Below are 22,974 nucleotides of genomic sequence, written 5' to 3'. Positions count from 1 at the left end.
GCCAGTTATGCTACACTACTCAGTATCAAAAAGAAATTATCTATCACATATTATGACCAAACAAACACAAATTAATAGCAACAATCTAATTTGGATTGATCTTGAAATGACTGGCCTAGATCCTGCCGTTGATCGCATTATTGAAATTGCAACGATCGTCACCGATTCCGACCTTAATATCCTTGCTGAAGGACCTGTCATTGCCGTTCACCAATCTGATGAGCAATTAGCACTAATGGACGAATGGAACCAAAACACACATGGCAAATCAGGATTAATTGATCGTGTTCGCCAAAGTACCATCGGCGAACAACAAGCCGAATTACAAACCATTGAGTTTTTAAAACAATGGGTGCCAGAAAACAGCTCACCAATTTGTGGCAACACCATAGGGCAAGATCGACGCTTTTTATTTAACTATATGCCTAATTTAGAAAGCTATTTTCATTACCGCTATTTAGATGTCAGCACAATTAAAGAGCTAGCCAAACGTTGGAATCCCGAAATATTAAAAGGCATCAGCAAACAAAGCTCACACCAAGCACTTGAAGATATTCGTGATTCGATTGCTGAATTGGCTTATTATCGCCAACACTTTTTTAACATAACCATTTAACTCGTATGCAAATTTTATATACTATTTTATTGTATTTGCTACAACCCTTTGTCTGGCTAAGGCTACTCTGGCGTAGCCTTAAAGCGCCAGCTTACCGCAAACGTTGGCTTGAGCGTTATGGTTTTTGCAAAAACAAAGTCAAGCCCAACGGCATTTTAGTTCATGCTGTATCGGTAGGCGAAACCATCGCCGCAATACCACTTATCCAAGCACTTAAGCAACAGTATCCGCATTTACCCATTACTGTCACCACCATGACACCAACAGGATCTGAACGAGTCAAATCGTTACTTGGTGATAGTGTCAGCCATGTTTATTTACCTTATGATTTACCTTGTGCAATTCATCGGTTTCTAAAAACAGTACAACCAAAGTTAGTAATTATTATGGAAACCGAACTTTGGCCTAACATTATTAGCCAATGTCATAACAAAAACATCCCCCTAATTATTGCCAATGCTAGATTATCTGAGCGATCAGCCAACCGATACCGAAAACTCGGTTCAGCCATTAGCTACTTATTATCAAAAATCAGCACTATTGCCGCACAAAATAAGCAAGACGGCGAACGGTTTATATCATTAGGCTTACCGCCTGACCACTTAACCGTCACAGGCAGTATTAAATTTGATATTGAGTTAACCGAACAACAACAGCAAAAAATTGCTACGCTAAAACAGCAATGGCCATTAAATCGCCCAATATTTATTGCCGCAAGTACCCATAATGGTGAAGACGAAATTATTTTAACGGCCTTTCAACGGTTATTACTCAAACATCCTGATTTATTATTAATTATTGTTCCTCGTCACCCTGAGCGCTTTAAAACCGTCGAGAAATTAATTAATGATTGCGGATTAAATTATATAAACCGCAGTCACAATAATGCTCCAACGCAGCAAACACAAGTTATATTGGGCGACACAATGGGTGAACTGATAGAACTTTATGGCATTGCCAACATCGCCTTTATTGGGGGAAGCTTAGTAGAGCATGGCGGACATAACCCACTAGAGCCAGCACTCCATCACATCCCAATTATTAGTGGCAAACACTTTTTCAATTTTAAAGTGATTGGTGAACAACTCATTTCAGCGCAAGGAATGCAAGTTTGTCAAAGCTCGGCTGATGCACTTTATGCAACTATTGATGCATTGTTAAACAACCAACATAATCGCCAACAAATGGGTGAAAACGCCTATCAAGTATTAAAACAAAATCAAGGAGCATTAGGTCGGCTTCTTGCAATTATCAGCCGATATCTTAAAAATAAGGATTAATAGTGAACCAAAAAGAAGGGCTATTACTTGTAAACCTAGGTACTCCAAACGCCGCAACGCCTAAAGCCATAACGCAGTATTTAACTGAATTTCTGCTTGATAGGCATGTTGTTGATCTGCCTAAACTACTTTGGTATCCACTTTTAAAGTACCGTATAATCCCCAAACGGGTACCTTATATTATTAAGCATTACCAAAAAATCTGGATAGAGGGTAGCTCGCCATTATTGCATTATAGCCAATTATTATGTAACAAGTTACAGCAGCGTTTACCTAATGTGCAATGCGAATTAGCCATGACCTATGGTGAGCCCTCTATGCAATCGGCATTGAATAATCTTAGCTCATGTACCAAAATTACGGTATTACCTCTTTTTCCGCAATACTCAACCACCACAACACTTGCGGTAATAGATAAACTTAACCAACTCATCGCCCTAAATCAAATAACGGCTGAGGTTAACTACATTCGTCATTATGCTGATCATCCAAGTTATATCAATGCGCTTTATTTACAAATTAAGCAAGCTTTTGAAGATCAAGGCGAGCCTGAAATGCTCGTGCTGTCTTACCATGGTATTCCTGAACGTTATATTCACAAACGAAAAGATGATTATATAAAACACTGTAAACTAACCACCCAATTATTAATTGAAAAGTGCCAGAAAAATGACATAAACCTGCCGATTGAAATGGCTTACCAATCCAAATTTGGCAAAGGCAAATGGGTCGAACCCAATACCAGTGATGTATTAGAACAGCTAGCCAAGCAAGGCATAAAAAACGTGCACGTTATTTGTCCGGGTTTCTCGGTAGACTGTATTGAAACCCTTTATGAAATTGATGAAGAAAATCGAGAACTGTTTTTTAATGCAGGCGGAAAAACGTTTTATTATATTCCTGCATTAAATGATACGGATTTGCAGGTTGAGTTGGTAGTGGATTTATTGGTTAATAATTAGGGAGTAAGGTGTTCATAAGTTGGATTGCCCATGCTTTATTCATAGTAAGATATTGGCTTGGGCTTTTTTATATAGATAAATTTAGTGTTCAGTCATCTTTTTCATGTCTAAATTTTCTTTTATTTTTATTATAGATAATTTTCTACTTGTTGACTGTACTATTTTGAAGGGAGTTATTGTTCCATAAACCACCTTTAAGTACTGTAAAATTAATTAACGTTGATCATCAACAGTTACACCTGCTGGCGGAGTAAATTTAAATTTATCTAATGCGACTTTACCTAGTGTTTGTCGAGACAAGTCATAAAAACTACGTTGGCCATCTTCTTCTATAATAGTAAAGTTAGAAATCATACCTGTAGGTAATACCGAAATAATAAAGTCTTGATTAGACCCATCTGTTGGTTTTAGGGTAAACGAATCTTGTTTACGAGTGACATTATAAACATTCCAAATTGGGTTCTGACTGTCAGTAATTAGTAACATTAATCGGTTATCAATCGCTTTTTTCAAGTCCATTACACTAACTTGTTGAACTGCTGGTGTATATACCCACATATTCTTTCCATCAGAAATAATCGATGTTTCATCAGGTTCATTCATCGTCCAATTAAAATAGTAAGGTCTACTAACCCATAGATCGCCTTTACCTTCTTGTACTTGTTGATTATCGGCCGTTTTCACATCTTGCGAAAACCTTGCATAAAACCCGTCAATTTTATCTAAACGTTGTTGTAATACTTCTTTATCGCCAGCCCATGCAGATAAACTAACTAATGCTCCAATTAAAAGTAAAAACTTTTTCATAGCCAATCCTTATGTATTTCTTCTATAAAAATATGTTAAATATATTTTGATTACTATATAAGATTGAAATATTACCGTTTTTATTCTAGTGGGGAAAGATATTTTCTTTTCTTTTTTCACTTACAAAATAACAAGTATATAATAGGTTTTATTTTACAAATGCGGATAAATACCTGCCATGCCGAGTATGTCTTTTGAATTTACTACTGATGAATTTAAACCATTAGCAGCTAGAATGCGCCCACGTAATCTAGCTGAATATATAGGTCAATCTCATCTATTGGGGAAAGATAAACCGCTACCAAAAGCAATTGAAGCTGGAAATTTACACTCAATGATCCTTTGGGGGCCGCCAGGCACGGGCAAAACAACTTTAGCTGAAATTATTGCTCATCATGCTAATGCTAAAGTTGAACGAGTTTCTGCCGTTACATCTGGCATAAAAGATATTCGTGAAGCAATTGAACGTGCTAAAATTAATCAGCAAGCAGGGATCCGCACTATATTATTTGTTGACGAAGTTCATCGTTTTAATAAAAGTCAACAAGATGCGTTTTTACCTTATGTCGAAAACGGCACTGTTACGTTTATTGGAGCAACAACTGAAAATCCATCATTTGAATTAAATTCTGCATTATTATCTCGTGCAAGAATCTATTTGCTCAAATCATTAACCAACCATGACATTGAGCAAATTTTACAGCAGGCAATGGACGATCCTAACCGTGGTTATGGTAATAAAAACATCAATCTACCCGAAGAAACAAAAAAACAAATTGCAGAATTCGTTGGTGGCGATGCGAGGCGAGCACTCAATACTCTTGAACTATTAATTGACATGTCAGATGGGCATGAACTTACACCTAATTTACTCAAAGAAGTTATGGGAGAACGTAGTGCGAGATTCGATAATCAAGGCGATCGTTTTTACGATTTAATTTCCGCGGTACATAAATCAATACGTGGTTCCGCTCCTGATGCCGCTCTTTATTGGTATGCCAGAATTATCTCTGCTGGGGGGGATCCGCTTTATGTTGCACGTCGATTATTAGCCATTGCTTCGGAAGATGTTGGTAATGCCGATCCTAGAGCTATGCAAGTCGCGCTTGCGGCATGGGACTGCTTTACAAGAGTTGGTCCTGCTGAAGGTGAACGTGCAATTGCACAAGCAATCATCTATCTTGCTTGTGCACCAAAAAGTAATGCAGTTTACCTTGCATTTAAACAAGCAATGACTGATGCCAAATCAAAACCTGATTACGATGTTCCTGAGCATTTACGCAACGCTCCAACAAACTTAATGAAAAACTTAGGTTATGGCGCTGAGTATCGTTACGCCCACGATGAACCCAACGCTTTCGCAGCAGGTGAAAATTACTTCCCGCCAGAAATGGCTAATACAAAATATTATCGCCCAACAACTCGTGGTGCTGAAAAAAATTATACTGAAAAATTAGCATGGATAGAAGAACAAAACCTCTCAAGCTCTATTCAACGTTATAAGTCTAAAAAATAGAGGCTATGTTTATTTTTTATAAAAATATTCTGAAAGAATTTGATCTAATGAAATACTAAATCAATAATCTTCAACTAAAAATAAAAGAAGATAACAAAAATACTTGTAAAATAGAGAGTAGTATTTCTATGTACTAATTTGTGTACCCTACTTTCAAATCTTAAAAGAATGTTAAAAACTTTCAGGAAAGTATGTGTTTGAGTATAAAATATTAAATAATAAAGTACTATTTATCTAAAAATAGCAATCAAATTCTTGTACAAAAAGTACATTTTAACTCATGCAAATTTTTACTTTGTCGATAATCAGTTAAATGATATCGATAGCACGACGTTAACTTGCATAAGTTATTCTTATCATTTTTTATGAAAAATAAATTTTAACTATTAAAATCAATAACGTTTTATTTTAATTAATAAATTTGAACCATTGATTAATAATACTACATATAGTGACAAATTCAATTAATAGGTACTATATATTGTATATTTTGATAAATATCAATTATCATAACAAAAAATATATATTAATATTGGAAAGAAAGAATGAATAAATCAATACTCGTTACTAAAAGAAATGGAAAGAAAGAACCTATCAACCTTGATAAAATCCACAAAGTTATTACGTGGGCTGCTGAGGGGTTAGACAATGTCTCGGTATCGCAAGTTGAACTACGTTCTCATATTCAATTTTATGATGGCATTCGTACTTCCGATATTCATGAAACAATTATTCGAGCTGCTGCCGACCTTATTTCACAAGATGCGCCAGATTATCAATACTTAGCAGCTCGTTTGGCCGTTTTTCATTTACGTAAAAAAGCTTATGGTCAATTTACTCCACCATCACTTTATGATCATGTGAAAAAACTAGTTGATAGTGAGCGTTATGATAGGCATTTACTTGAAGATTATACTCAAGAAGATTTTGAACAGATGGACAAAATTATTGACCACTGGCGTGATATGTCGTTTTCGTACGCTGCGGTTAAACAACTTGAAGGTAAATACTTAGTACAAAACCGTGTTACAGGTGAAATATACGAAAGCGCACAGTTTTTATATATTTTAGTTGCGGCTTGTTTATTTGCCAACTATCCCAAAGAGACACGGCTTAACTATATCAAACGCTTTTATGATGCAGTTTCAACTTTCAAAATTTCGCTACCAACGCCAATTATGGCGGGGGTTCGTACTCCTACTCGACAGTTCAGTTCTTGCGTATTAATTGAATGTGATGATAGTTTAGATTCTATTAACGCCACAGCAAGCGCTATTGTTAAATATGTATCACAAAGGGCTGGAATTGGGGTTAATGCAGGGCGAATTCGTGCGTTAGGAAGCTCAATTCGTGGTGGTGAAGCTTTTCATACAGGCTGCATTCCATTTTATAAATATTTCCAAACAGCGGTTAAATCTTGTTCGCAAGGTGGTGTGCGAGGAGGAGCAGCAACTGTTTTCTATCCTCTTTGGCATTTAGAAGTTGAAAGTTTATTAGTATTACGTAACAACCGTGGCGTTGAAGAAAATCGTGTCCGTCATTTAGACTATGGCGTACAAATCAATAAATTAATGTATCAACGTTTAATCAAAAACGAAAATATTACTCTATTTAGCCCATCGGACGTTCCTGGACTTTATGATGCCTTCTTTGCCGATCAAGATAAGTTTGAAACGCTTTATCACCAATACGAACAAGATCCAAATATTCGTAAACGCGAAGTTAAAGCCGTTGAACTCTTTGCATTATTAATGCAAGAGCGAGCATCAACTGGACGTATTTATATCCAAAATGTCGATCACTGTAATACTCACAGCCCATTTAATGCACAATTAGCACCTGTTCATCAATCTAATTTATGTATGGAAATCGCACTGCCAACAAAACCGCTTAACAACGTTAATGATGAACATGGCGAAATTGCCCTTTGCACATTATCAGCCTTTAATTTAGGTAAAATAGAATCTCTAGATGACTTTGAAGAGTTAGCCGATTTAGCGGTACGCGCTCTTGATTCACTACTTGATTACCAAGATTACCCTGTACCTGCAGCTCGTCATTCTTCATTAAATCGTCGTACATTAGGTATTGGTGTTATTAACTATGCCTATTATTTAGCAAAACATGGGGTTAAATATTCCGATGGCAGCGCCAACAATTTAACTCACCGTACCTTTGAAGCCATGCAATACTATTTGCTAAAAGCATCGAATAATCTAGCTAAAGAAAAGGGAACCTGCCCATTATTTAGTCAAACCACATATTCGCAAGGTATTTTACCTATTGATACTTATAAAAAAGATTTAGATACCATTACTAAAGAGCCATTACACTATGACTGGGAATCACTACGAGCATCAATTAAAACCTATGGACTTCGTAATTCGACATTATCGGCATTAATGCCATCAGAAACTTCGTCACAAATTTCCAATGCAACAAATGGTATTGAACCACCACGTGGTTTTATTAGTGTAAAAGCATCAAAAGATGGTATTTTAAAACAAGTGGTTCCTGAGTATAACCATCTGAAAAATTTTTACGAATTACTTTGGCAAATTCCAAATAACACTGGTTATTTACAATTAGTAGGCATCATGCAGAAATTTATTGATCAATCAATTTCTGCTAATACTAATTATGATCCGGCTAAGTTCCCAAATAATAAAGTACCCATGAAACAGCTATTATCAGACTTATTGACTGCTTATAAATTTGGCGTAAAAACACTCTATTATCATAATACACGCGATGGCGCTGAAGATATTCAAGGTGATATTGTTCCAACAACCCATTCGGATGATGGCTGTGAAGGTGGCGCTTGCAAAATTTAACCTTGATTAAAACTAAATAGCTACACGCTAAAATTCAATTTTTTATCGGGGAAAACTAGTAATTTCCCCATTAAACTTGCCTTTTACACTGTCAAAAGGAAGCGGTAAAAGCAACAGTAAATGAGTAGGAGTTCTTTTATGAGTATGAATTACAGTACCTTTTCGCAAGTGCATAACGACCAGCTTAAAGAACCAATGTTCCTTGGACAATCAGTGAATGTTGCGCGTTATGATCAACAAAAATATGAGATGTTTGAAAAACTAATTGAAAAACAACTTTCCTTTTTTTGGCGCCCTGAAGAAGTTGATATCTCACAAGATCGCATCGATTATGCTGCGTTACCAGAACATGAAAAACATATATTTATCAGTAATTTAAAGTATCAAACGTTACTTGACTCAATTCAAGGTCGTAGCCCTAATGTGGCTTTACTGCCACTTATTTCAATACCTGAATTGGAAACATGGGTAGAAACTTGGTCGTTTTCTGAAACCATTCATTCTCGTTCATATACTCATATCATTCGTAATATCGTTAATGATCCATCTGTGGTTTTTGATGATATTGTCACTAATAAAGAAATTCAAAAACGTGCAGGTGACATTGCAGGTTATTATGATGATCTTATTAGCTATGCAAGTTACTATAATTTATTTGGTGAAGGTAAGCATAATATCAATAATCGCACTGTTTGCATTAATTTACGTGAACTTAAAAAGAAACTTTACTTATGTTTAATGAGTGTTAATGCACTTGAGGCTATTCGCTTCTATGTTAGTTTTGCCTGCTCATTTGCTTTTGCTGAACGAGAGCTCATGGAAGGGAATGCCAAAATTATTAAACTTATTGCCCGCGACGAAGCGCTGCATTTAACTGGCACTCAGTTTATGATCAACACACTACGTAGTGGTGAAGACGATCCCGAAATGGCTGAAATTGCCAAAGAGTGCGAACAAGATTGTTATAACTTATTTTTACAAGCCGCGAATCAAGAAAAACAATGGGCAGAATACCTGTTTGAGGGTGGATCAATGATTGGTTTAAATAAAGATATATTATGCCAATATGTCGAATACATCACTAATATCCGTATGCAAGCAGTCGGGCTAAAATTGCCGTTTGAAGCTAAATCCAATCCAATCCCATGGATTAATAACTGGCTTGTTTCTGATAATGTGCAAGTAGCACCTCAAGAAGCTGAAATGAGCTCATATTTAGTTGGCCAAATTGATGCTGAAATTAATGAAGATGATTTAAGTGATTTTAAATTATAATTTTATATTCAAACACATGCTTTTCCTGAAAGTTTTTTACAAAAGGAATAAATTATTTGTAGATAAAGTTATCTAATAACCACTTGTTGTTTTAGACAATAATTTGATTTTATAGATAAAAATAATTTTTAGTGCCTATTTTTTAATTTATTTACTTTGATGGTAACTACACATTGAAGCTTGTAAGATCTGCATCGTAAATGTTTTTTTTAAATAAAACCCACGTGGGCGAGTTAAAATAATTTGCCCATTTTCACCAATTGCTTCGGTAAGGGCTTTTCCGTTGGCGGCTTTAGGTCTAATTTGTAAATAAGTACCATATCGAGCAGTAATTTTTTCAACTTTGCCAAGCGTTACCATATCCATTAATTCTTCCCAGTCTTGTTTTAGCTGTTGTTCTTGTTCTTGATTTGGTTCCCATAAAATCGGTTTTCCAACTTTTCGCTCTACAAGAGGAATTGTTCTGTCACCTTCAATTGGAATCCAAAGTACCTTGGCAAGTTTGTATTTAACATGACTTGTTTCCCAAATAACGCCATGATTAGCCATTAATGGCGTAACACTGACAAACGTTGTTTCTAATGGCTTTCCTTGTTTATCAACAGGGATTGTTTTTAACTCTATACCTAGTTTAACAAAGTCTCGTTCGGCTTTACTGCCTGCATTTGCGCCTAAAAAAGTTTCGATGAGGTTACCAACCCAACCTTTTTGTTTGTTTAAATTAGCAGGTATGGGAATGTTTAAATATTGTGCTATTTCACCAAAGCTATAACCTGCAACTAACTCTGCCCGATTTAATAATTCTTGCTCGCTTGTTGGAATAGATAAAATCATTACAAAAAATCTGAATTAGTTATTAATAAAAAAACAGCCAAAAAATTTGGCTGTGAATATAAAAATCTATATCAATTAGCTTAACTTTTCAATCCAAGCAGCATAACTATTGATAAATAATGATAAAAATTCTTTGCTTTTTTCGGTAATATTGCCTTGTTCATCAAAGGCAGTACTTACTCCACCAAAATAAGCTTCCGGTTGCTGTAAGGTAGGCATATCAAGAAACACTAATGATTGACGTAATTGATGATTTGCACCAAATCCACCAATTGCGCCCGGAGAAACAGAAATAATAGCCGCTGCTTTTTTTGACCAAACACTTTTACCATAAGGACGTGAGCCTACATCTATGGCATTTTTAATAACAGCAGGTAAACCTCGATTGTATTCAGGTGTGACAAATATAGCACCTTGGCATTCAGCTATTTCTTGGCGAAAACGAGTATACGAGGCAGGAGGGGTATCAATATCAATATCTTCATTATATAAAGGTAGATCCCCAATTTGAATAATTTGTAACGAAAGTGATGGTGGTGCAATTTTCTGAAAAACTTTTGCCACTTTTAAGTTATAAGAGTCTTTACGTAAACTCCCAACTAATACAGCAATTTTTTTACTCATCTTAAATCTCCACGTAATTTTAATAAGAGGCATTGAATATACCTCTTATTATTGTCATTAATAATTAGTTATTAATGTCCTGATGAGTCGACTTTTCGGCCAGCTTCAAATAAGAACCATGCACGCTGTTCAGTTTGATCTATCCACTCTTCAATTAAACTTGCAGTTGCAGTATCGTTATATTTATCACAGATATCATGGGCAACACGCATACGTTCAGTGAGCCTTACATTATCTTGACAAAGTTCAGCAAGCATATCTGATGGTTCGACAAAATCAGCATTATTATCTTCAATGCTTTGTAATTTAGCAATATGACCAATTGAACGTAGTGTTGTGCCACCTAATTTACGTACTCGCTCTGCAATTGGATCTGTCATAGCAAATAACTCATCACCATGATCGTCTAACATCAAGTGGTAATCACGAAAGTGAGGGCCACTAACATGCCAGTGGAAGTTTTTAGTTTTTAAATATAAAGCAAATACATCTGCTAAAACAGAATTCATTGCTCCAGAAATATCTTTTGATGCCTGTTGACCTAAATCAGTTGGAAACAAAATCGCTGATTGTTGTAACTTTTTAGCAGAAGTCGTACTTTTAGCCATGATATATTCTCCTTTAAATTGAATAATAAATACCCGTATTGACAAAATTACGCCAACTTAATGTTAATGTCCAATGAAAAAAGTTATTTTTTTACTATTATTGCCATTACAGTAACCTATGACTTTTTTATTTTTTCATTATTTTTATTTAAAACATTTTCTTTCAAAATAAAAGAAAATATTTTAAATTGTGATCTAGTTAAAAGTTTTATTCTTTCTTAATTGATAATATTTTCTCGAACTTTAACAAAAACAGGAGGAAATATGATCGACGCTATCTCATTTGGTGCCGAATGGTTTATTGGTTTATTTCAAGAAGGTGGAAAAGTCTTTGTTGGGATGGTAACAGGTATTTTACCTTTGTTAATTTCACTACTTGTTGTAATGAACGCTGTAATTAAATTTATTGGGCAAGATCGTATTGAGCGTTTAGCTCAAGCATGTGCAGGTAACCCTATCTCTCGATATCTTTTATTACCATTAATTGGTACCTTTGTTTTTTGTAATCCAATGACCTTAAGCTTAGGGCGTTTTATGCCTGAGTTTTACAAACCAAGCTACTATGCGGCTGCTTCTTATAGTTGCCATTCAATGAATGGATTATTTCCACATGTTAACCCCGGTGAGCTATTTGTGTATTTAGGTATTGCTGCTGGTTTAACTAAATTAGGCCTGCCACTTGGCCCCCTTGCTGTGAGCTATTTTTTTGTTGGCTTAGTGACTAACTTTTTTAGAGGTTGGGTTACGGACTTTTGTACAGCCATTTTTGAAAGAAAAATGGGGATTAAATTAGAAAGAAAAGTTCATCTATAACAGTAATAAGGAATATAAAAATGGCTAAATTTATTCGAATTGAAAAAGGTGAAGCAGGTTGGGGTGGTCCATTAGAGCTTCCAGTAATTGAGGGTAAAAAGATTGTTTATATTGCAGCTGGTACTCGTCCAGCAATAGTTGATACCTTAGTTGAATTAACGGGGTGGCAAGCTATTGATGGTTTTAAAGAGGGTGAACCACCTAAAGATGAAATTGGTGTTGCCGTAATTGACTGTGGTGGTACGTTACGATGTGGTATTTATCCTAAAAATCGTATTCCAACTATCAATATTCACGCAACAGGTAAATCAGGACCTCTTGCTCAATATATTGTTGAGGATATTTATGTTTCTGCGGTTAAATCAAACAACATTAAGGTGGTTGAAAAAGAAAGTGATGTAATAACCGAAGTTCAATCAAATCATAAACAGCAGCAAGCCAATAACACATCATCTGAATATAAAGAATACGATACTAGTAAAAAAATCACTGAGCAAAGCGATGGGTTATTAGCAAAAATTGGTATTGGAATGGGATCTGGTGTTGCGGTCTTTTTTCAGGCTGGTCGAGACACCATAGATACTGTACTTAAAACAATATTACCATTTATGGCGTTTGTATCTGCAATTATTGGGATCATTATCGCATCAGGTTTGGGGAATTTTATCGCTCATGGCTTAGTTCCACTAGCAAACAATCCCATAGGGCTTGTTACCTTAGCTTTAATTTGTTCTTTTCCATTACTTTCACCATTTTTAGGGCCAGGAGCTGTTATTGCACAAGTTATTGGTACATTAGTTGGGGTGCAAATTGGTTTGGGTAATATTCCGCCTCAATTAGCATTACCTGCACTTTTTGCGATTAATGCTCAAGCTGCTTGCGATTTTATTCCTGTTGGTTTATCGCTTGCAGAAGCAAAACAAGATACGGTACGTGTTGGCGTTCCCTCTGTGCTTGTTGGGCGTTTTTTAACAGGTGCACCAACCGTGTTGCTTGCTTGGGCTATTTCGTTCTTTATTTACCAGTAATCATATTTTGTTTGCTAGCTAGTGTTTGCTAGGAACGAAAACCTTAAAACTATATAAATATTTAAGTAGGTTAAATAATGTCAAAAACTATTTATCAATCAAAAATTAATCATATTGGAGAGTTTGCTCAAGAAGCCTTAGCAGATGGTATGTTAATCCTATTTAAGGAGGGGGCTCCATCAGACTTAGCCGATTATTGCTTTATTCACAGTCATGATAATTTTCAACTAGAACTGTTGGCGGGGCAAACACTTCAATTAGGTAACCAAAGTTATCTCATCACTTCGGTTGGTGAAGTTGCTAATGCTAATTTTCGTCAATTAGGGCACATCACATTAAAGTTTGATGGTAGCCATCAGGCTGAGTTACCCGGAACGGTTCATCTAGATGGGCAATGCCCGATCCAACTTGCTATTGGTGATGAAATTAAAATTTTAAATTGATGAGGAATCTAAAAATGAAACAAGTCGCAGTCATTATTGGTGGGGGACAAACCCTAGGCGAATTTTTATGTAATGGTATTGCTGATGCAGGATATCATGTTGTTGTTGCTGATTTAAATATTGACAATGCTAATAAAGTCGCAGAAGCAATTAATCAAAAATATGGCGTTGGCACAGCCAAAGGTTTTGGTGTTGATGCTACAAACGAAGAAAGCGTGATGCAATTAGCTCGAGATGTTGATAGTGTATTTAAACGTGTTGATTTAATGGTGTATAGTGCCGGTGTTGCAAAAGCATCACCTATTACCGATTTTACATTGAGTGATTTTGAATTATCCGTCAATGTTAATCTAACAGGTTATTTTTTATGTGCGCGAGAGTTTTCTAAGTTAATGATTAAATACAATATTCAAGGTCGAATTATTCAAATTAATTCAAAATCAGGTAAAGTCGGTAGCAAACATAATTCGGGATATAGCGCTGCCAAATTTGGTGGGGTTGGATTAACACAATCTTTAGCTTTAGATCTCGCTGAATATGGTATTACTGTTAACTCGTTAATGCTTGGTAATTTGCTTAAATCACCTATGTTCCAATCATTATTACCTCAATATGCCAAAAAACTAGGTATTCCTGAAAGCCAAGTTGAACAGGTCTATATTGATAAAGTGCCACTAAAACGAGGTTGTGATTATCAAGATGTGCTTAATTTATTGTTATTTTATGCAAGTGATAAAGCTTCTTATTGCACTGGGCAATCAATTAACATTACAGGCGGACAAGTAATGTTCTAGTTAAAACAAAGTGCGAAAATTAATTTAAAATTTATCGCACTTTTTGCTTCTAACTTAAACTAACTGGAAAATCACACATATGACGACCACTCTAATAGCTATTGCTCTAATTGCTTGGTGCATTCAAATTATTTTTAGTTGGGTTCAAATTCGTCGTTTTAATCGAGCCTTTTTAGCAATGAAACAAGGAACTTATCTGGGGATTGGTCGTAATGAAACAACACGATTTAAGCCAAGAGTATTAATTGCAATTTCATTAGATGAACATCAAGTAGTTATTGATTCTGTATTAATGAAAGGTATTACTGTTTTTGCGTTACCAAAGCCAATTGCTCAACTGCATGGATTATCGGTTGCTAATATTATTCCTGAAAATATTTTCCCGAATGATTCTGCCTGCCAAAGCGCATTGATTGTGGCATTATCTGCAAAAAATAATAACTAGCAAACTTTTATTTTGAAAAATATTCCCTTTCATTATGAAATAATATATTTTAAAGTAAGATAGTTTATTATGCGTATCAATAATCATGGTGGATCTAATAATGAAAGTGAAACAACGACAAACAGCGATTTTGGAGTATTTGCAAAAAAATGGGCAAATTAGTGTTGAAGCGTTAGCAGAGCATTTTAAAACAACAGGTACAACAATTCGTAAAGATCTCACACAACTGCATGAAAGTGGTTTAGTTTTACGCACATATGGCGGTGCTATGCTCAACCGTGAGGTTGGAGATAGAGCCATTGATCACAAAACTTATATTAATACGGCACAAAAAAAAGCCATTGCAGAAGAAGCAGCTAAACTTATTCATGAGGGCGATTCTATCATTTTTGATGCAGGAAGCACAGTTGCACAGATGATCCCTATATTAGCAAGGTTTAATAACTTAACGATTATGACCAATAGTTTACACATGGTTAATGAGCTAGTAGCAAATGATAATGATCAAACCATTATTTTAACTGGTGGCACATTTCGTCGAAAATCAGCCTCTTTCCATAGTAATAATGCTTTAGCTATTGCAGCGTTTGAATCTTATACGTTTGATAAGTTATTTATGGGAGCCGATGGGGTGGATCTAGTCGGTGGAGTTACCACTTTTAACGAAAGTTATCATGGTAGTGTAGCTATGAGTAAAGCTGCTGCGAAATTAATTTTATTAGCAGACTCTTCAAAATTTGGTCGCCGTAGCCCAAATGTTGTGTGCGATTTAAGTGCTGTTGATACGATTATTACTGATGATAATTTAGATAATAAATATTATGATGCATTAACCCAAAAAGGAATTAATGTTATTAAAGTAAAAACTAACGAATGCGATTAGCGCAAATAAAATAGATTTTGTAGTTTATTTCATTAAATAAAAAGAAATGAATATTTTGCAACAAGAATTAGGTTACAGTAGAGCGATAAGCATTCTGTTATTAACGCAGTAGAATAATTATCGGATGGAGACTAGAGAGGACTTACCACGATGAAGAAATAACTGCACGTGTAAGCCCTTAAAATCAAACAATGTCAGATTTGCTTTAACTACTATTTCATTTAAATAATAGTGATTAGCCACTTATCAAAAGATTGGTGGTATTTAACACATGTAACTTAAAACAACAACCTTGCCCGAATTGTGCCAAGTACACATTTTAATTTTGCAAGTAATTCTTCAGCTTTACTTTGCTCAACTCTATCAATATCAATCACAACATAACCAATTTTAGCATCGGTTTGCAAATACTGTGCTGAAATATTTAACCCTTGCTCGGCAAATAGCGTATTAATTGCTGTTAAAACACCAGGTTGATTATGATGAATATTAATAAAACGGCTTGAGCCTTTAGTTGGAATAGGTAAAGAAGCCTCAGGAAAGTTAACGGCTGACAGCGTTGCGCCAGTATCCGAATATTTAGCTAGTTTTGTGGCAACTTCAATACCAATATTTTCTTGAGCTTCGCTAGTAGACCCACCAATGTGTGGGGTAATAATTACGTTATCAAATTGACACAATGGTGATTCAAATGGATCGTTATTACTAGCCGGTTCAGTTGGAAAAACATCAATAGCTGCGCCACTAAGTTTATTTGTGTTTAATGCTTTGGTTAATGCATCAAGATCGATAACTTTACCACGCGAAGCATTAATTAAAATTGCGCCTGATTTCATCGCATCAATTTCTTTATCGCTGATCATTTTGATAGTTGTTGCGTTTTCTGGTACATGCATAGAGACAATATCGCTTATAGCAAGTAATTCTTCCATTGTTGAAATTTGTTTAGCATTACCTAAAGGCAATTTTGTTTCGATATCGTAAAAATAGACATTCATCCCTAATGATTCGGCCAAAATACTTAGTTGACTACCAATATGCCCATAACCAATGATACCTAAATTTTTACCACGAGCCTCGTGCGAACCTGTGGCAATCTTATTCCATTTTCCTTGGTGTGCTTTAGCATTTGCTTCGGGTACTCGGCGCAATAGCAAAATAGCTTCAGCCAAAACAAGTTCAGCAACTGATCGAGTGTTTGAAAATGGCGCATTAAATACAGGAATACCTTTTACAGTGGCAGCATCAAGATCGACTTGATTCGTACCAATACAAAAACAACCAATGCCAGCAAGCTTTGGTGCTGAGTCGATGATCTCTTTGGTTAATTGCGTTCTTGAGCGGATACCAATAAAACGGACATCTTTTAAGGCTTGTTTTAGTTCTTCGGACGATAGTGCACTTTTTTGATATTCAATATTCGTAAAACCAGCGGATTTTAATACATCTATTGCACTAGGATGAACACCTTCAAGTAACAAAAACTTGTTTTCATCTTTGGTTAAAGTCTGAACAACCATTATTTCCTCTCTTTCCTTTTTTCAAAATGCGAATGGGTACTTATTGTTATACAACATGATAAGTTGATTCTAATTAGCTAATTTCAGCTCTTTTACACCAGAGCTACAGCCAACTAGAGTAATATCCGCCCCTTTATTAGCAAATAGGCCAACAGTAACCACCCCTGCAATGCTATTAATTCGATTTTCTAACTCTATTGCATTTGAAATGACAAGATCATGAACATCCAAAATAACATTACCATTATCAGTAATGACACCTTGACGATATATTGGTTTGCCTCCCAATTTAAATAATTCGCGAGCGACATAAGAACGCGCCATAGGGATCACTTCAACAGGTAATGGAAACGAACCTAAAACATCAACAACTTTTGATTCATCAACAATACAAACAAATTGCTTAGCAATGGCAGAAACAATTTTTTCACGCGTTAAAGCTGCACCACCGCCTTTAATCATTTGTAAATGGTGGTTTATTTCATCAGCACCATCGACATAAACATCTAAGTAATCGACTTCATTACAATCTAATACAGTAATACCATAGCTTTTTAATTTTTGTGTTGATGCTTCTGAGCTTGAAACAGTGCCTTTGATTTGATCTTTAATTGTTGCTAATGCATCAATAAAATGAGATGCCGTTGAGCCAGTGCCCACTCCGACATAAGAATCGGGTTTGATAAATTTTAATGCTGACCAACCTACAGCCTTTTTTAATTCGTCTTGAGTCATGGTACCGCCCTAATTTAAGGATAATTTTCTAAAAAAATAAAATTTTGAAAGAAAAATTATTGAAGATATGGCATAGTACCCAATTAGAAAATAAAAATCATCAGTATTTTAAGAAAATATATCAACTTTTTGATATATTTAAAACTTATTGCGATATCCAATTAGCTTGAACATTCAAGCAATAATCAAATCATAGTAAAGAGATTATGAAGCGTCCAGATTATAGAGCATTACAAGCGTTAGATGCAGTGATAAAAGAGCGAGGATTTGAGCGAGCAGCAGATAAACTGTGTATTACACAGCCAGCAGTATCGCAACGCATTAAGCAATTAGAAAGCTTTTTTGGTCAGCAATTGTTGGTAAGAACCATACCTCCGAAGGCAACTAAGCAAGGTGAACATTTACTTGGCTTATTACATCAAGTTGAATTACTTGAACAGCAATGGTTAGGTGATAACGAGCAAAATGCCACACCATTGTCTTTATCAATTGCGATTAATGCAGATTCTTTAGCAACTTGGTTTTTACCCGCATTAAAACCCGTTTTGAATAAAAATATCTTACGTTTTGATATTCAAGTCAAAGACGAAGAACATACTTTAGAATTATTGCGCTTAGGAACTGTAGTGGGTGCAATTAGCATCCAAGCTAACCCATTACCAGGTTGTCTGTCTGATTTATTAGGTGCTTTAGACTATATTTTTGTGGCTTCACCTGATTTTGCAAAAATATACTTTCCAAACGGTGTAAGTCGAGCTTCATTATTAAAAGCACCAGCGGTTGCATTTGATCATTTAGATGACATGCATCAAGCCTTTTTGCAAGAAAACTTCAACCTTACGCCTGGCAGTGTCATTTGCCATATTACCAGTTCATCTGAAGCATTTGTGCAACTCGCTAAGCAAGGTTCCGCTTGTTGTATGCTACCTAAATTGCAAATTGAACAAGAATTAAAAAGTGGCGAGCTAATTAATTTAACTGAAGGATTATATCAAAGACGAATGCTCTATTGGCATCGTTTTGCACCAGAAAGTAGTGTAATGCAAAATATCTCTGAGACTTTGATTAATTATGCGCAACATACATTATCACAACCGCAGATTTTAAATCACAAAAAATAGATAAATTAACTGATTTTTATACTGAAACACATGCTTTCCTGAAGCTTTTTAACAAAATAAAGTCTATATTTAAAGGCTGAAAATATGAGTCAATTAAAAAATGATCGTTATTTACGCGCTTTGCAATGTTTGCCTGTTGATTACACACCAATTTGGATGATGCGCCAAGCTGGTCGTTATTTACCTGAGTATCGTCAATTAAGATCAAAAGCGGGTGATTTTATGACAATGTGTCAAACGCCAGAATTAGCTTGTGAAGTCACCTTACAACCATTACAACGATTCGAGCTTGATGCGGCTATTATTTTTTCGGATATTTTAACTATTCCTGATGCTATGGGGCTTGGCTTATATTTTGAAGCTGGTGAAGGTCCTAAGTTTACACAATCGATCACTTGCATGTCCGATATTGAGCAATTACCGATTCCCGATCCAGAGCAATCACTTAGCTATGTAATGGATGCAATTCGTTTAACCAAAAAAGAACTTAATGGCAAAGTCCCATTAATTGGATTTTCAGGCAGCCCATGGACATTAGCCACCTACATGATCGAAGGGGGCAGTAGCAAAGCATTCACCAAAATTAAAAAGATGCTTTATAGTGAGCCCAAAGCGTTGCATCAACTACTTGAAAAACTCGCAAACAGTATCGCATTATATTTAAATGCACAAATTCAAGCTGGAGCTCAATCTATTATGATTTTTGATACTTGGGGAGGCGTATTAAGCCATCAAAGTTATCAAACATTTTCGCTGCATTATATGCAATTAATCTTATCAAAATTAAAACGTGGCCATAAAAGTCAAGATATCACTTCATATGTACCTGTTACGTTTTTTACAAAAGGTGGGGGATTATGGTTAGATAGCATTGTCAATACAGGTTGTGATGCCATTGGTGTTGATTGGACAGTTAATTTAAGTGCTATTACTCAAAAAGGACACATTGCGGTACAAGGAAACTTAGATCCATCGGTTTTATATGCCGACAAACTTACAATAGAATCTAATGTAGAGAGTGTTTTGAGTGAATTTGGTATTTATAATGGCCATATCTTTAATTTAGGTCATGGTATCCATCAAGATATTCCTATCGAACATGTGCAATATTTAATTGAAGCAGTGCATCAACAATCAAAAAGGTTTCATCAATGATTAAAAACCCCATTCAATTAAGAATAGAAAAATTACCACAATGGCAACAACGTTTATTTATGGCTTGCCTATGTGAACGAATGTACCCTAATTTTTTGTTTTATTGCCAGCAGCAACAAAATGATGAAGTGCCTAAAAGCTATAAAAAAATACTGGACTTAGTTTGGGAGTCATTATTGGTTGAAGATGCTAAAATCAATTTTGATTTACAGCTTGAAAAATTAGAAGCGATTATTCCCACGGTAACTAACGATAGCCCTTATATGGTTTACCCTGCTATTGATGCATGTCACGCGCTTAGCGAAATTTTACACTCCTATTTAAGTGGCGAAATTGCCGAACATAGCACTAAAGTAAGTAGTATATCCGCCACCACAGTTGCTGAATTTGAAATGACCAAAAATAATGTTTCACTAACCGAAGATGAACAACAAGTTTTACCTAGTGTAATTGATGAATTTGATTTACAGTGGGAATTGTTTCGCTTATTGCGTGATAAAAACAACGAACAAAATGAATTAATAAAAAGTTTAAAAGATGAAATTCGAGTAACGAAAACAAGTAATATTGGTGTTTTTTTAGGCGATTAAGCGGCTTAAAGTATAATTTTTTTATTTTTTATTAAATTTTTCTTTAATATTAGGCAAATATAGACTACATTTAACAGTAATGTAATCTAAATAACGTTTACAGTAACGATGCTAAATGTTAAGTTTAGCTCCGTTTATAATGTTAACTTTAACAATAAAATAACATGTAAGGATATCCCCCATGAATAAAACAGAACTTGTCGACGCTATTGCTAGCAAAGCTGATATTACTAAAGTAGCTGCTAAAACAGCGTTGGAAGCTACATTAGCAGCTATTACTGAATCATTAAAAGCTGGTGAACCAGTTCAATTAGTTGGTTTTGGTACATTCAAAGTTAATGAGCGTAAAGCACGTACTGGCCGTAATCCAAAAACGGGTAAAGAAATTAAAATTGCAGCAAGCAAAGTACCAGCATTCGTATCTGGTAAAAGTTTAAAAGAAGCAATCAAATAAGTTGTGTTTCTTTCTGTCGATGATTTTTGATGGAACACTTAAGGGCATAAGGCGGCGTCTTATGCCTTTTTTATTGTACTAAAATAAAAGGTGTTATAAAAAAATAGATACCTACCTAGTTACCATATTGATTTTCTAACTCATTGGCTATATTCAAACTTGATTGCCATTAACCATGTTAAGTCGTTATTTCTATTAATTTGGCTTGTAATATGCTAGTTAAATCGTGAGGTGATATTTCAATTTCTAGGCCTCTTTTGCCACCAGATACAAACATAGTGTTGTACTGAATAGCACTTAAATCTATAAGTGTTGGGAGCGTTTGTTTTTGGCCTAAAGGGCTAATTCCCCCAATTAAATATCCGGTTACTTTTTGTGCTAAATTAGGTTCTGCCAAATCTGCCTTTTTGCAGTTTAATGCTTTTGCCACACTTTTAAGATCTAAATAACCATCAACGGGTAACACACAAATAGCTAGAGTTTTAGAGTTACCGTTCAAACATACAACTAACGTTTTAAAAACTTGAGCTGCAGTAATATTTAAGCTTGGATCAAGCTTATCGACAGCTTCTTGCCCATAGTGGGTTTGGTTTGGATCGTGTTTATATTGGTGGATATTAAATTTCATTTTTAAATTTTTAAGTAAATCAATTGCTGGAGTCATAGCTTTTATCCAATAGATTTAGTTAAATCAAAATAGTATATGGTAAATAATATCCTTACCAAAATAGAGTTGGCAAGGATATGAATAACAATTAAAGAATTAATTTGTGGTCTTCTTTATTTTTATCATCATTGTTAGGTGGTGCTGCTGAGTTAGAGGTACTATTTGCTAGCATATAAAGACGATAGAAAAAGCTAGTAACAAAAATATCAAAAAAGATACTACAGAAAGAAAAGAGCGTATCAAGGATAAAATTGTCATTATCAAACGCAATAGCTAATTGAGCAAAAACCATCACAAATGCTAGGCAGATTAATACCATCAAAATAGCTGGGCGCCACTGTGTTTTTGATAACTGAATGCTTAATGAAAGTGAGTCAAGAATATTGTTTTGACTAGGTTCAACTAGCGAAGCAAAAAAGAAGTTACAAAAGATAATTAAAATTAAGATTGGAATCAGTAGTACTAAAAAAATTAATATAAAAATAAGTTCTTTAGGTAAAAGCAAATTTAAACTAATAAGCACTATAGATAACATAAATGAGATAAAAAATATAAAGACACCAATGATAAGATAAAAAAGAATAATTTTTAATGTATTTGATAACGCTTTAGACAGTAATAGATTTAAATTAAGTTTATCGCTGATATAAAAGTTAGAAATTGTTGCTATACTAATTGCTTTTAAAATAATGCTAATTAGTAATGTCAGCATCACGAATAAAATATAGTTAGTTAAATTTCGTGAAAAATAGATTTGTTCAGCTAGATTTTGTTTGTCAAAGAAAGAATTAAAAAACGCATGAATTAAAGCTAGTGTTAGACTAACAAGAACAAATTGCGTAATACGATTACGAATAAAATTGCGAGTTTGTGTAAAAGTTAAAGGAAAAGAGATTTTTTTTTGCATTTATATGTAAGTTCCTTATATGTGGTAACTGGTTTAGTTACCACTATTATTTTTGAATGATTA

24 protein-coding genes are annotated in these 22,974 nt (G+C 34.9%); 16 read left to right on the top strand and 8 right to left on the bottom strand.

The features are described 5' to 3' along the window. Positions 1-52: 52 nt before the first annotated feature. Genes orn through hemH form a run of 3 tightly spaced genes read left to right on the top strand, consistent with a single transcriptional unit; the run spans position 53 to position 2,858 of the window. Positions 53-616 carry an oligoribonuclease gene (orn, locus tag A9G35_RS11665; RefSeq protein ID WP_065637012.1) on the top strand — a complete coding sequence of 188 codons (564 nt, stop codon included), beginning with the start codon at positions 53-55 and terminating at the stop codon, positions 614-616. 5 nt (positions 617-621) lie between these two features. Further along, complete coding sequence (waaA, locus tag A9G35_RS11660; RefSeq protein WP_065637011.1) at positions 622-1,896, top strand: lipid IV(A) 3-deoxy-D-manno-octulosonic acid transferase; 1,275 nt, start codon at positions 622-624, stop codon at positions 1,894-1,896. 2 nt (positions 1,897-1,898) lie between these two features. After that, positions 1,899-2,858 carry a ferrochelatase gene (gene hemH, locus A9G35_RS11655; RefSeq protein ID WP_176701431.1) on the top strand — a complete coding sequence of 320 codons (960 nt, stop codon included), beginning with the start codon at positions 1,899-1,901 and terminating at the stop codon, positions 2,856-2,858. Positions 2,859-3,071: 213 nt separating this feature from the next. Here the strand turns inward: hemH and lolA are convergent, their stop codons facing one another. Continuing rightward, positions 3,072-3,665: an outer membrane lipoprotein chaperone LolA gene (gene lolA / locus A9G35_RS11650; RefSeq protein WP_034913659.1), complete on the bottom strand. Its 594-nt coding sequence runs from the start codon at positions 3,663-3,665 to the stop codon at positions 3,072-3,074. A 178-nt stretch (positions 3,666-3,843) separates the two neighbouring features. Here lolA and A9G35_RS11645 point away from each other — a divergent pair, with 178 nt between their 5' ends. The 3 genes from A9G35_RS11645 (at position 3,844) to nrdB (ending at position 9,290) form a co-directional block, all read left to right on the top strand. Then, positions 3,844-5,181, top strand: a complete 1,338-nt coding sequence (locus tag A9G35_RS11645) for a replication-associated recombination protein A (RefSeq protein WP_065637009.1) — start codon at positions 3,844-3,846, stop codon at positions 5,179-5,181. A gap of 545 nt (positions 5,182-5,726) precedes the next feature. Beyond that, complete coding sequence (nrdA, locus tag A9G35_RS11640) at positions 5,727-8,015, top strand: class 1a ribonucleoside-diphosphate reductase subunit alpha (RefSeq protein WP_065637008.1); 2,289 nt, start codon at positions 5,727-5,729, stop codon at positions 8,013-8,015. Between the two features lie 144 nt (positions 8,016-8,159). Continuing rightward, positions 8,160-9,290 (top strand): class Ia ribonucleoside-diphosphate reductase subunit beta, encoded by a 1,131-nt coding sequence (nrdB, locus tag A9G35_RS11635; RefSeq protein WP_065637065.1) that lies wholly within the window; start codon positions 8,160-8,162, stop codon positions 9,288-9,290. A gap of 147 nt (positions 9,291-9,437) precedes the next feature. Here the strand turns inward: nrdB and mutH are convergent, their stop codons facing one another. The 3 genes from mutH to A9G35_RS11620 form a co-directional block, all read right to left on the bottom strand. Then, positions 9,438-10,124 carry a DNA mismatch repair endonuclease MutH gene (mutH, locus tag A9G35_RS11630; RefSeq protein ID WP_065637007.1) on the bottom strand — a complete coding sequence of 229 codons (687 nt, stop codon included), beginning with the start codon at positions 10,122-10,124 and terminating at the stop codon, positions 9,438-9,440. A gap of 75 nt (positions 10,125-10,199) precedes the next feature. Then, positions 10,200-10,748 (bottom strand): NADPH-dependent FMN reductase, encoded by a 549-nt coding sequence (locus A9G35_RS11625; RefSeq protein ID WP_065637006.1) that lies wholly within the window; start codon positions 10,746-10,748, stop codon positions 10,200-10,202. 71 nt (positions 10,749-10,819) lie between these two features. Next, positions 10,820-11,356: a Dps family protein gene (locus A9G35_RS11620; protein WP_065637005.1), complete on the bottom strand. Its 537-nt coding sequence runs from the start codon at positions 11,354-11,356 to the stop codon at positions 10,820-10,822. Between the two features lie 264 nt (positions 11,357-11,620). On the opposite strand from A9G35_RS11620, the gene srlA reads away from it, so the two are divergent. The 6 genes from srlA to srlR all read left to right on the top strand — a co-directional run bounded on the left by srlA (position 11,621) and on the right by srlR (position 15,762). Then, a complete protein-coding gene (gene srlA / locus A9G35_RS11615) occupies positions 11,621-12,169 on the top strand; it encodes a PTS glucitol/sorbitol transporter subunit IIC (protein WP_065637004.1) in 549 nt (182 codons plus the stop codon). 20 nt (positions 12,170-12,189) lie between these two features. After that, positions 12,190-13,197 (top strand): PTS glucitol/sorbitol transporter subunit IIB, encoded by a 1,008-nt coding sequence (gene srlE, locus A9G35_RS11610; RefSeq protein ID WP_065637003.1) that lies wholly within the window; start codon positions 12,190-12,192, stop codon positions 13,195-13,197. Between the two features lie 77 nt (positions 13,198-13,274). Next, positions 13,275-13,640, top strand: a complete 366-nt coding sequence (locus A9G35_RS11605) for a PTS glucitol/sorbitol transporter subunit IIA (RefSeq protein WP_065637002.1) — start codon at positions 13,275-13,277, stop codon at positions 13,638-13,640. 14 nt (positions 13,641-13,654) lie between these two features. Further along, positions 13,655-14,434, top strand: a complete 780-nt coding sequence (srlD, locus tag A9G35_RS11600; RefSeq protein WP_065637001.1) for a sorbitol-6-phosphate dehydrogenase — start codon at positions 13,655-13,657, stop codon at positions 14,432-14,434. A gap of 79 nt (positions 14,435-14,513) precedes the next feature. After that, positions 14,514-14,879, top strand: coding sequence for a transcriptional regulator GutM (gene gutM, locus A9G35_RS11595; RefSeq protein WP_065637000.1), 366 nt, complete (start codon positions 14,514-14,516; stop codon positions 14,877-14,879). 100 nt (positions 14,880-14,979) lie between these two features. Next, positions 14,980-15,762, top strand: a complete 783-nt coding sequence (gene srlR, locus A9G35_RS11590; protein ID WP_065636999.1) for a glucitol operon DNA-binding transcriptional repressor SrlR — start codon at positions 14,980-14,982, stop codon at positions 15,760-15,762. A 278-nt stretch (positions 15,763-16,040) separates the two neighbouring features. Here the strand turns inward: srlR and serA are convergent, their stop codons facing one another. Next, the gene (serA, locus tag A9G35_RS11585; RefSeq protein ID WP_065636998.1) at positions 16,041-17,282 is read right to left on the bottom strand and encodes a phosphoglycerate dehydrogenase; all 1,242 of its coding nucleotides are present in this window, start codon (positions 17,280-17,282) and stop codon (positions 16,041-16,043) included. A gap of 69 nt (positions 17,283-17,351) precedes the next feature. Continuing rightward, entirely contained in the window at positions 17,352-18,017 is a 666-nt protein-coding gene (gene rpiA / locus A9G35_RS11580; RefSeq protein WP_065636997.1) for a ribose-5-phosphate isomerase RpiA, read from the bottom strand. Positions 18,018-18,223: 206 nt separating this feature from the next. On the opposite strand from rpiA, the gene A9G35_RS11575 reads away from it, so the two are divergent. The 4 genes from A9G35_RS11575 (at position 18,224) to A9G35_RS11560 (ending at position 21,337) form a co-directional block, all read left to right on the top strand. Beyond that, positions 18,224-19,138: a LysR family transcriptional regulator ArgP gene (locus tag A9G35_RS11575; protein ID WP_065636996.1), complete on the top strand. Its 915-nt coding sequence runs from the start codon at positions 18,224-18,226 to the stop codon at positions 19,136-19,138. Positions 19,139-19,222: 84 nt separating this feature from the next. Next, entirely contained in the window at positions 19,223-20,293 is a 1,071-nt protein-coding gene (gene hemE, locus A9G35_RS11570) for a uroporphyrinogen decarboxylase (RefSeq protein WP_065636995.1), read from the top strand. Then, positions 20,290-20,883 carry a YjaG family protein gene (locus A9G35_RS11565; RefSeq protein ID WP_065636994.1) on the top strand — a complete coding sequence of 198 codons (594 nt, stop codon included), beginning with the start codon at positions 20,290-20,292 and terminating at the stop codon, positions 20,881-20,883. Before hemE ends, A9G35_RS11565 begins: the two co-directional genes overlap by 4 nt. A 181-nt stretch (positions 20,884-21,064) precedes the next feature. Next, positions 21,065-21,337, top strand: a complete 273-nt coding sequence (locus A9G35_RS11560; RefSeq protein WP_065636993.1) for an HU family DNA-binding protein — start codon at positions 21,065-21,067, stop codon at positions 21,335-21,337. Between the two features lie 178 nt (positions 21,338-21,515). Here A9G35_RS11560 and ybaK read toward each other — a convergent pair whose 3' ends face one another. Both ybaK and A9G35_RS11550 read right to left on the bottom strand, forming a co-directional pair. Next, positions 21,516-22,001: a Cys-tRNA(Pro) deacylase gene (gene ybaK / locus A9G35_RS11555; protein WP_065636992.1), complete on the bottom strand. Its 486-nt coding sequence runs from the start codon at positions 21,999-22,001 to the stop codon at positions 21,516-21,518. 91 nt (positions 22,002-22,092) lie between these two features. Next, positions 22,093-22,911, bottom strand: a complete 819-nt coding sequence (locus A9G35_RS11550; protein WP_065636991.1) for a hypothetical protein — start codon at positions 22,909-22,911, stop codon at positions 22,093-22,095. Positions 22,912-22,974 lie beyond the last annotated feature (63 nt).

The organism is Gilliamella sp. Choc5-1, assembly GCF_001690595.1.
Lineage (GTDB): Bacteria > Pseudomonadota > Gammaproteobacteria > Enterobacterales > Orbaceae > Gilliamella > Gilliamella apicola_M.
Note: the sequence above shows the minus strand (reverse complement) of the source record. Positions and strands in the feature narration are given on the sequence as shown.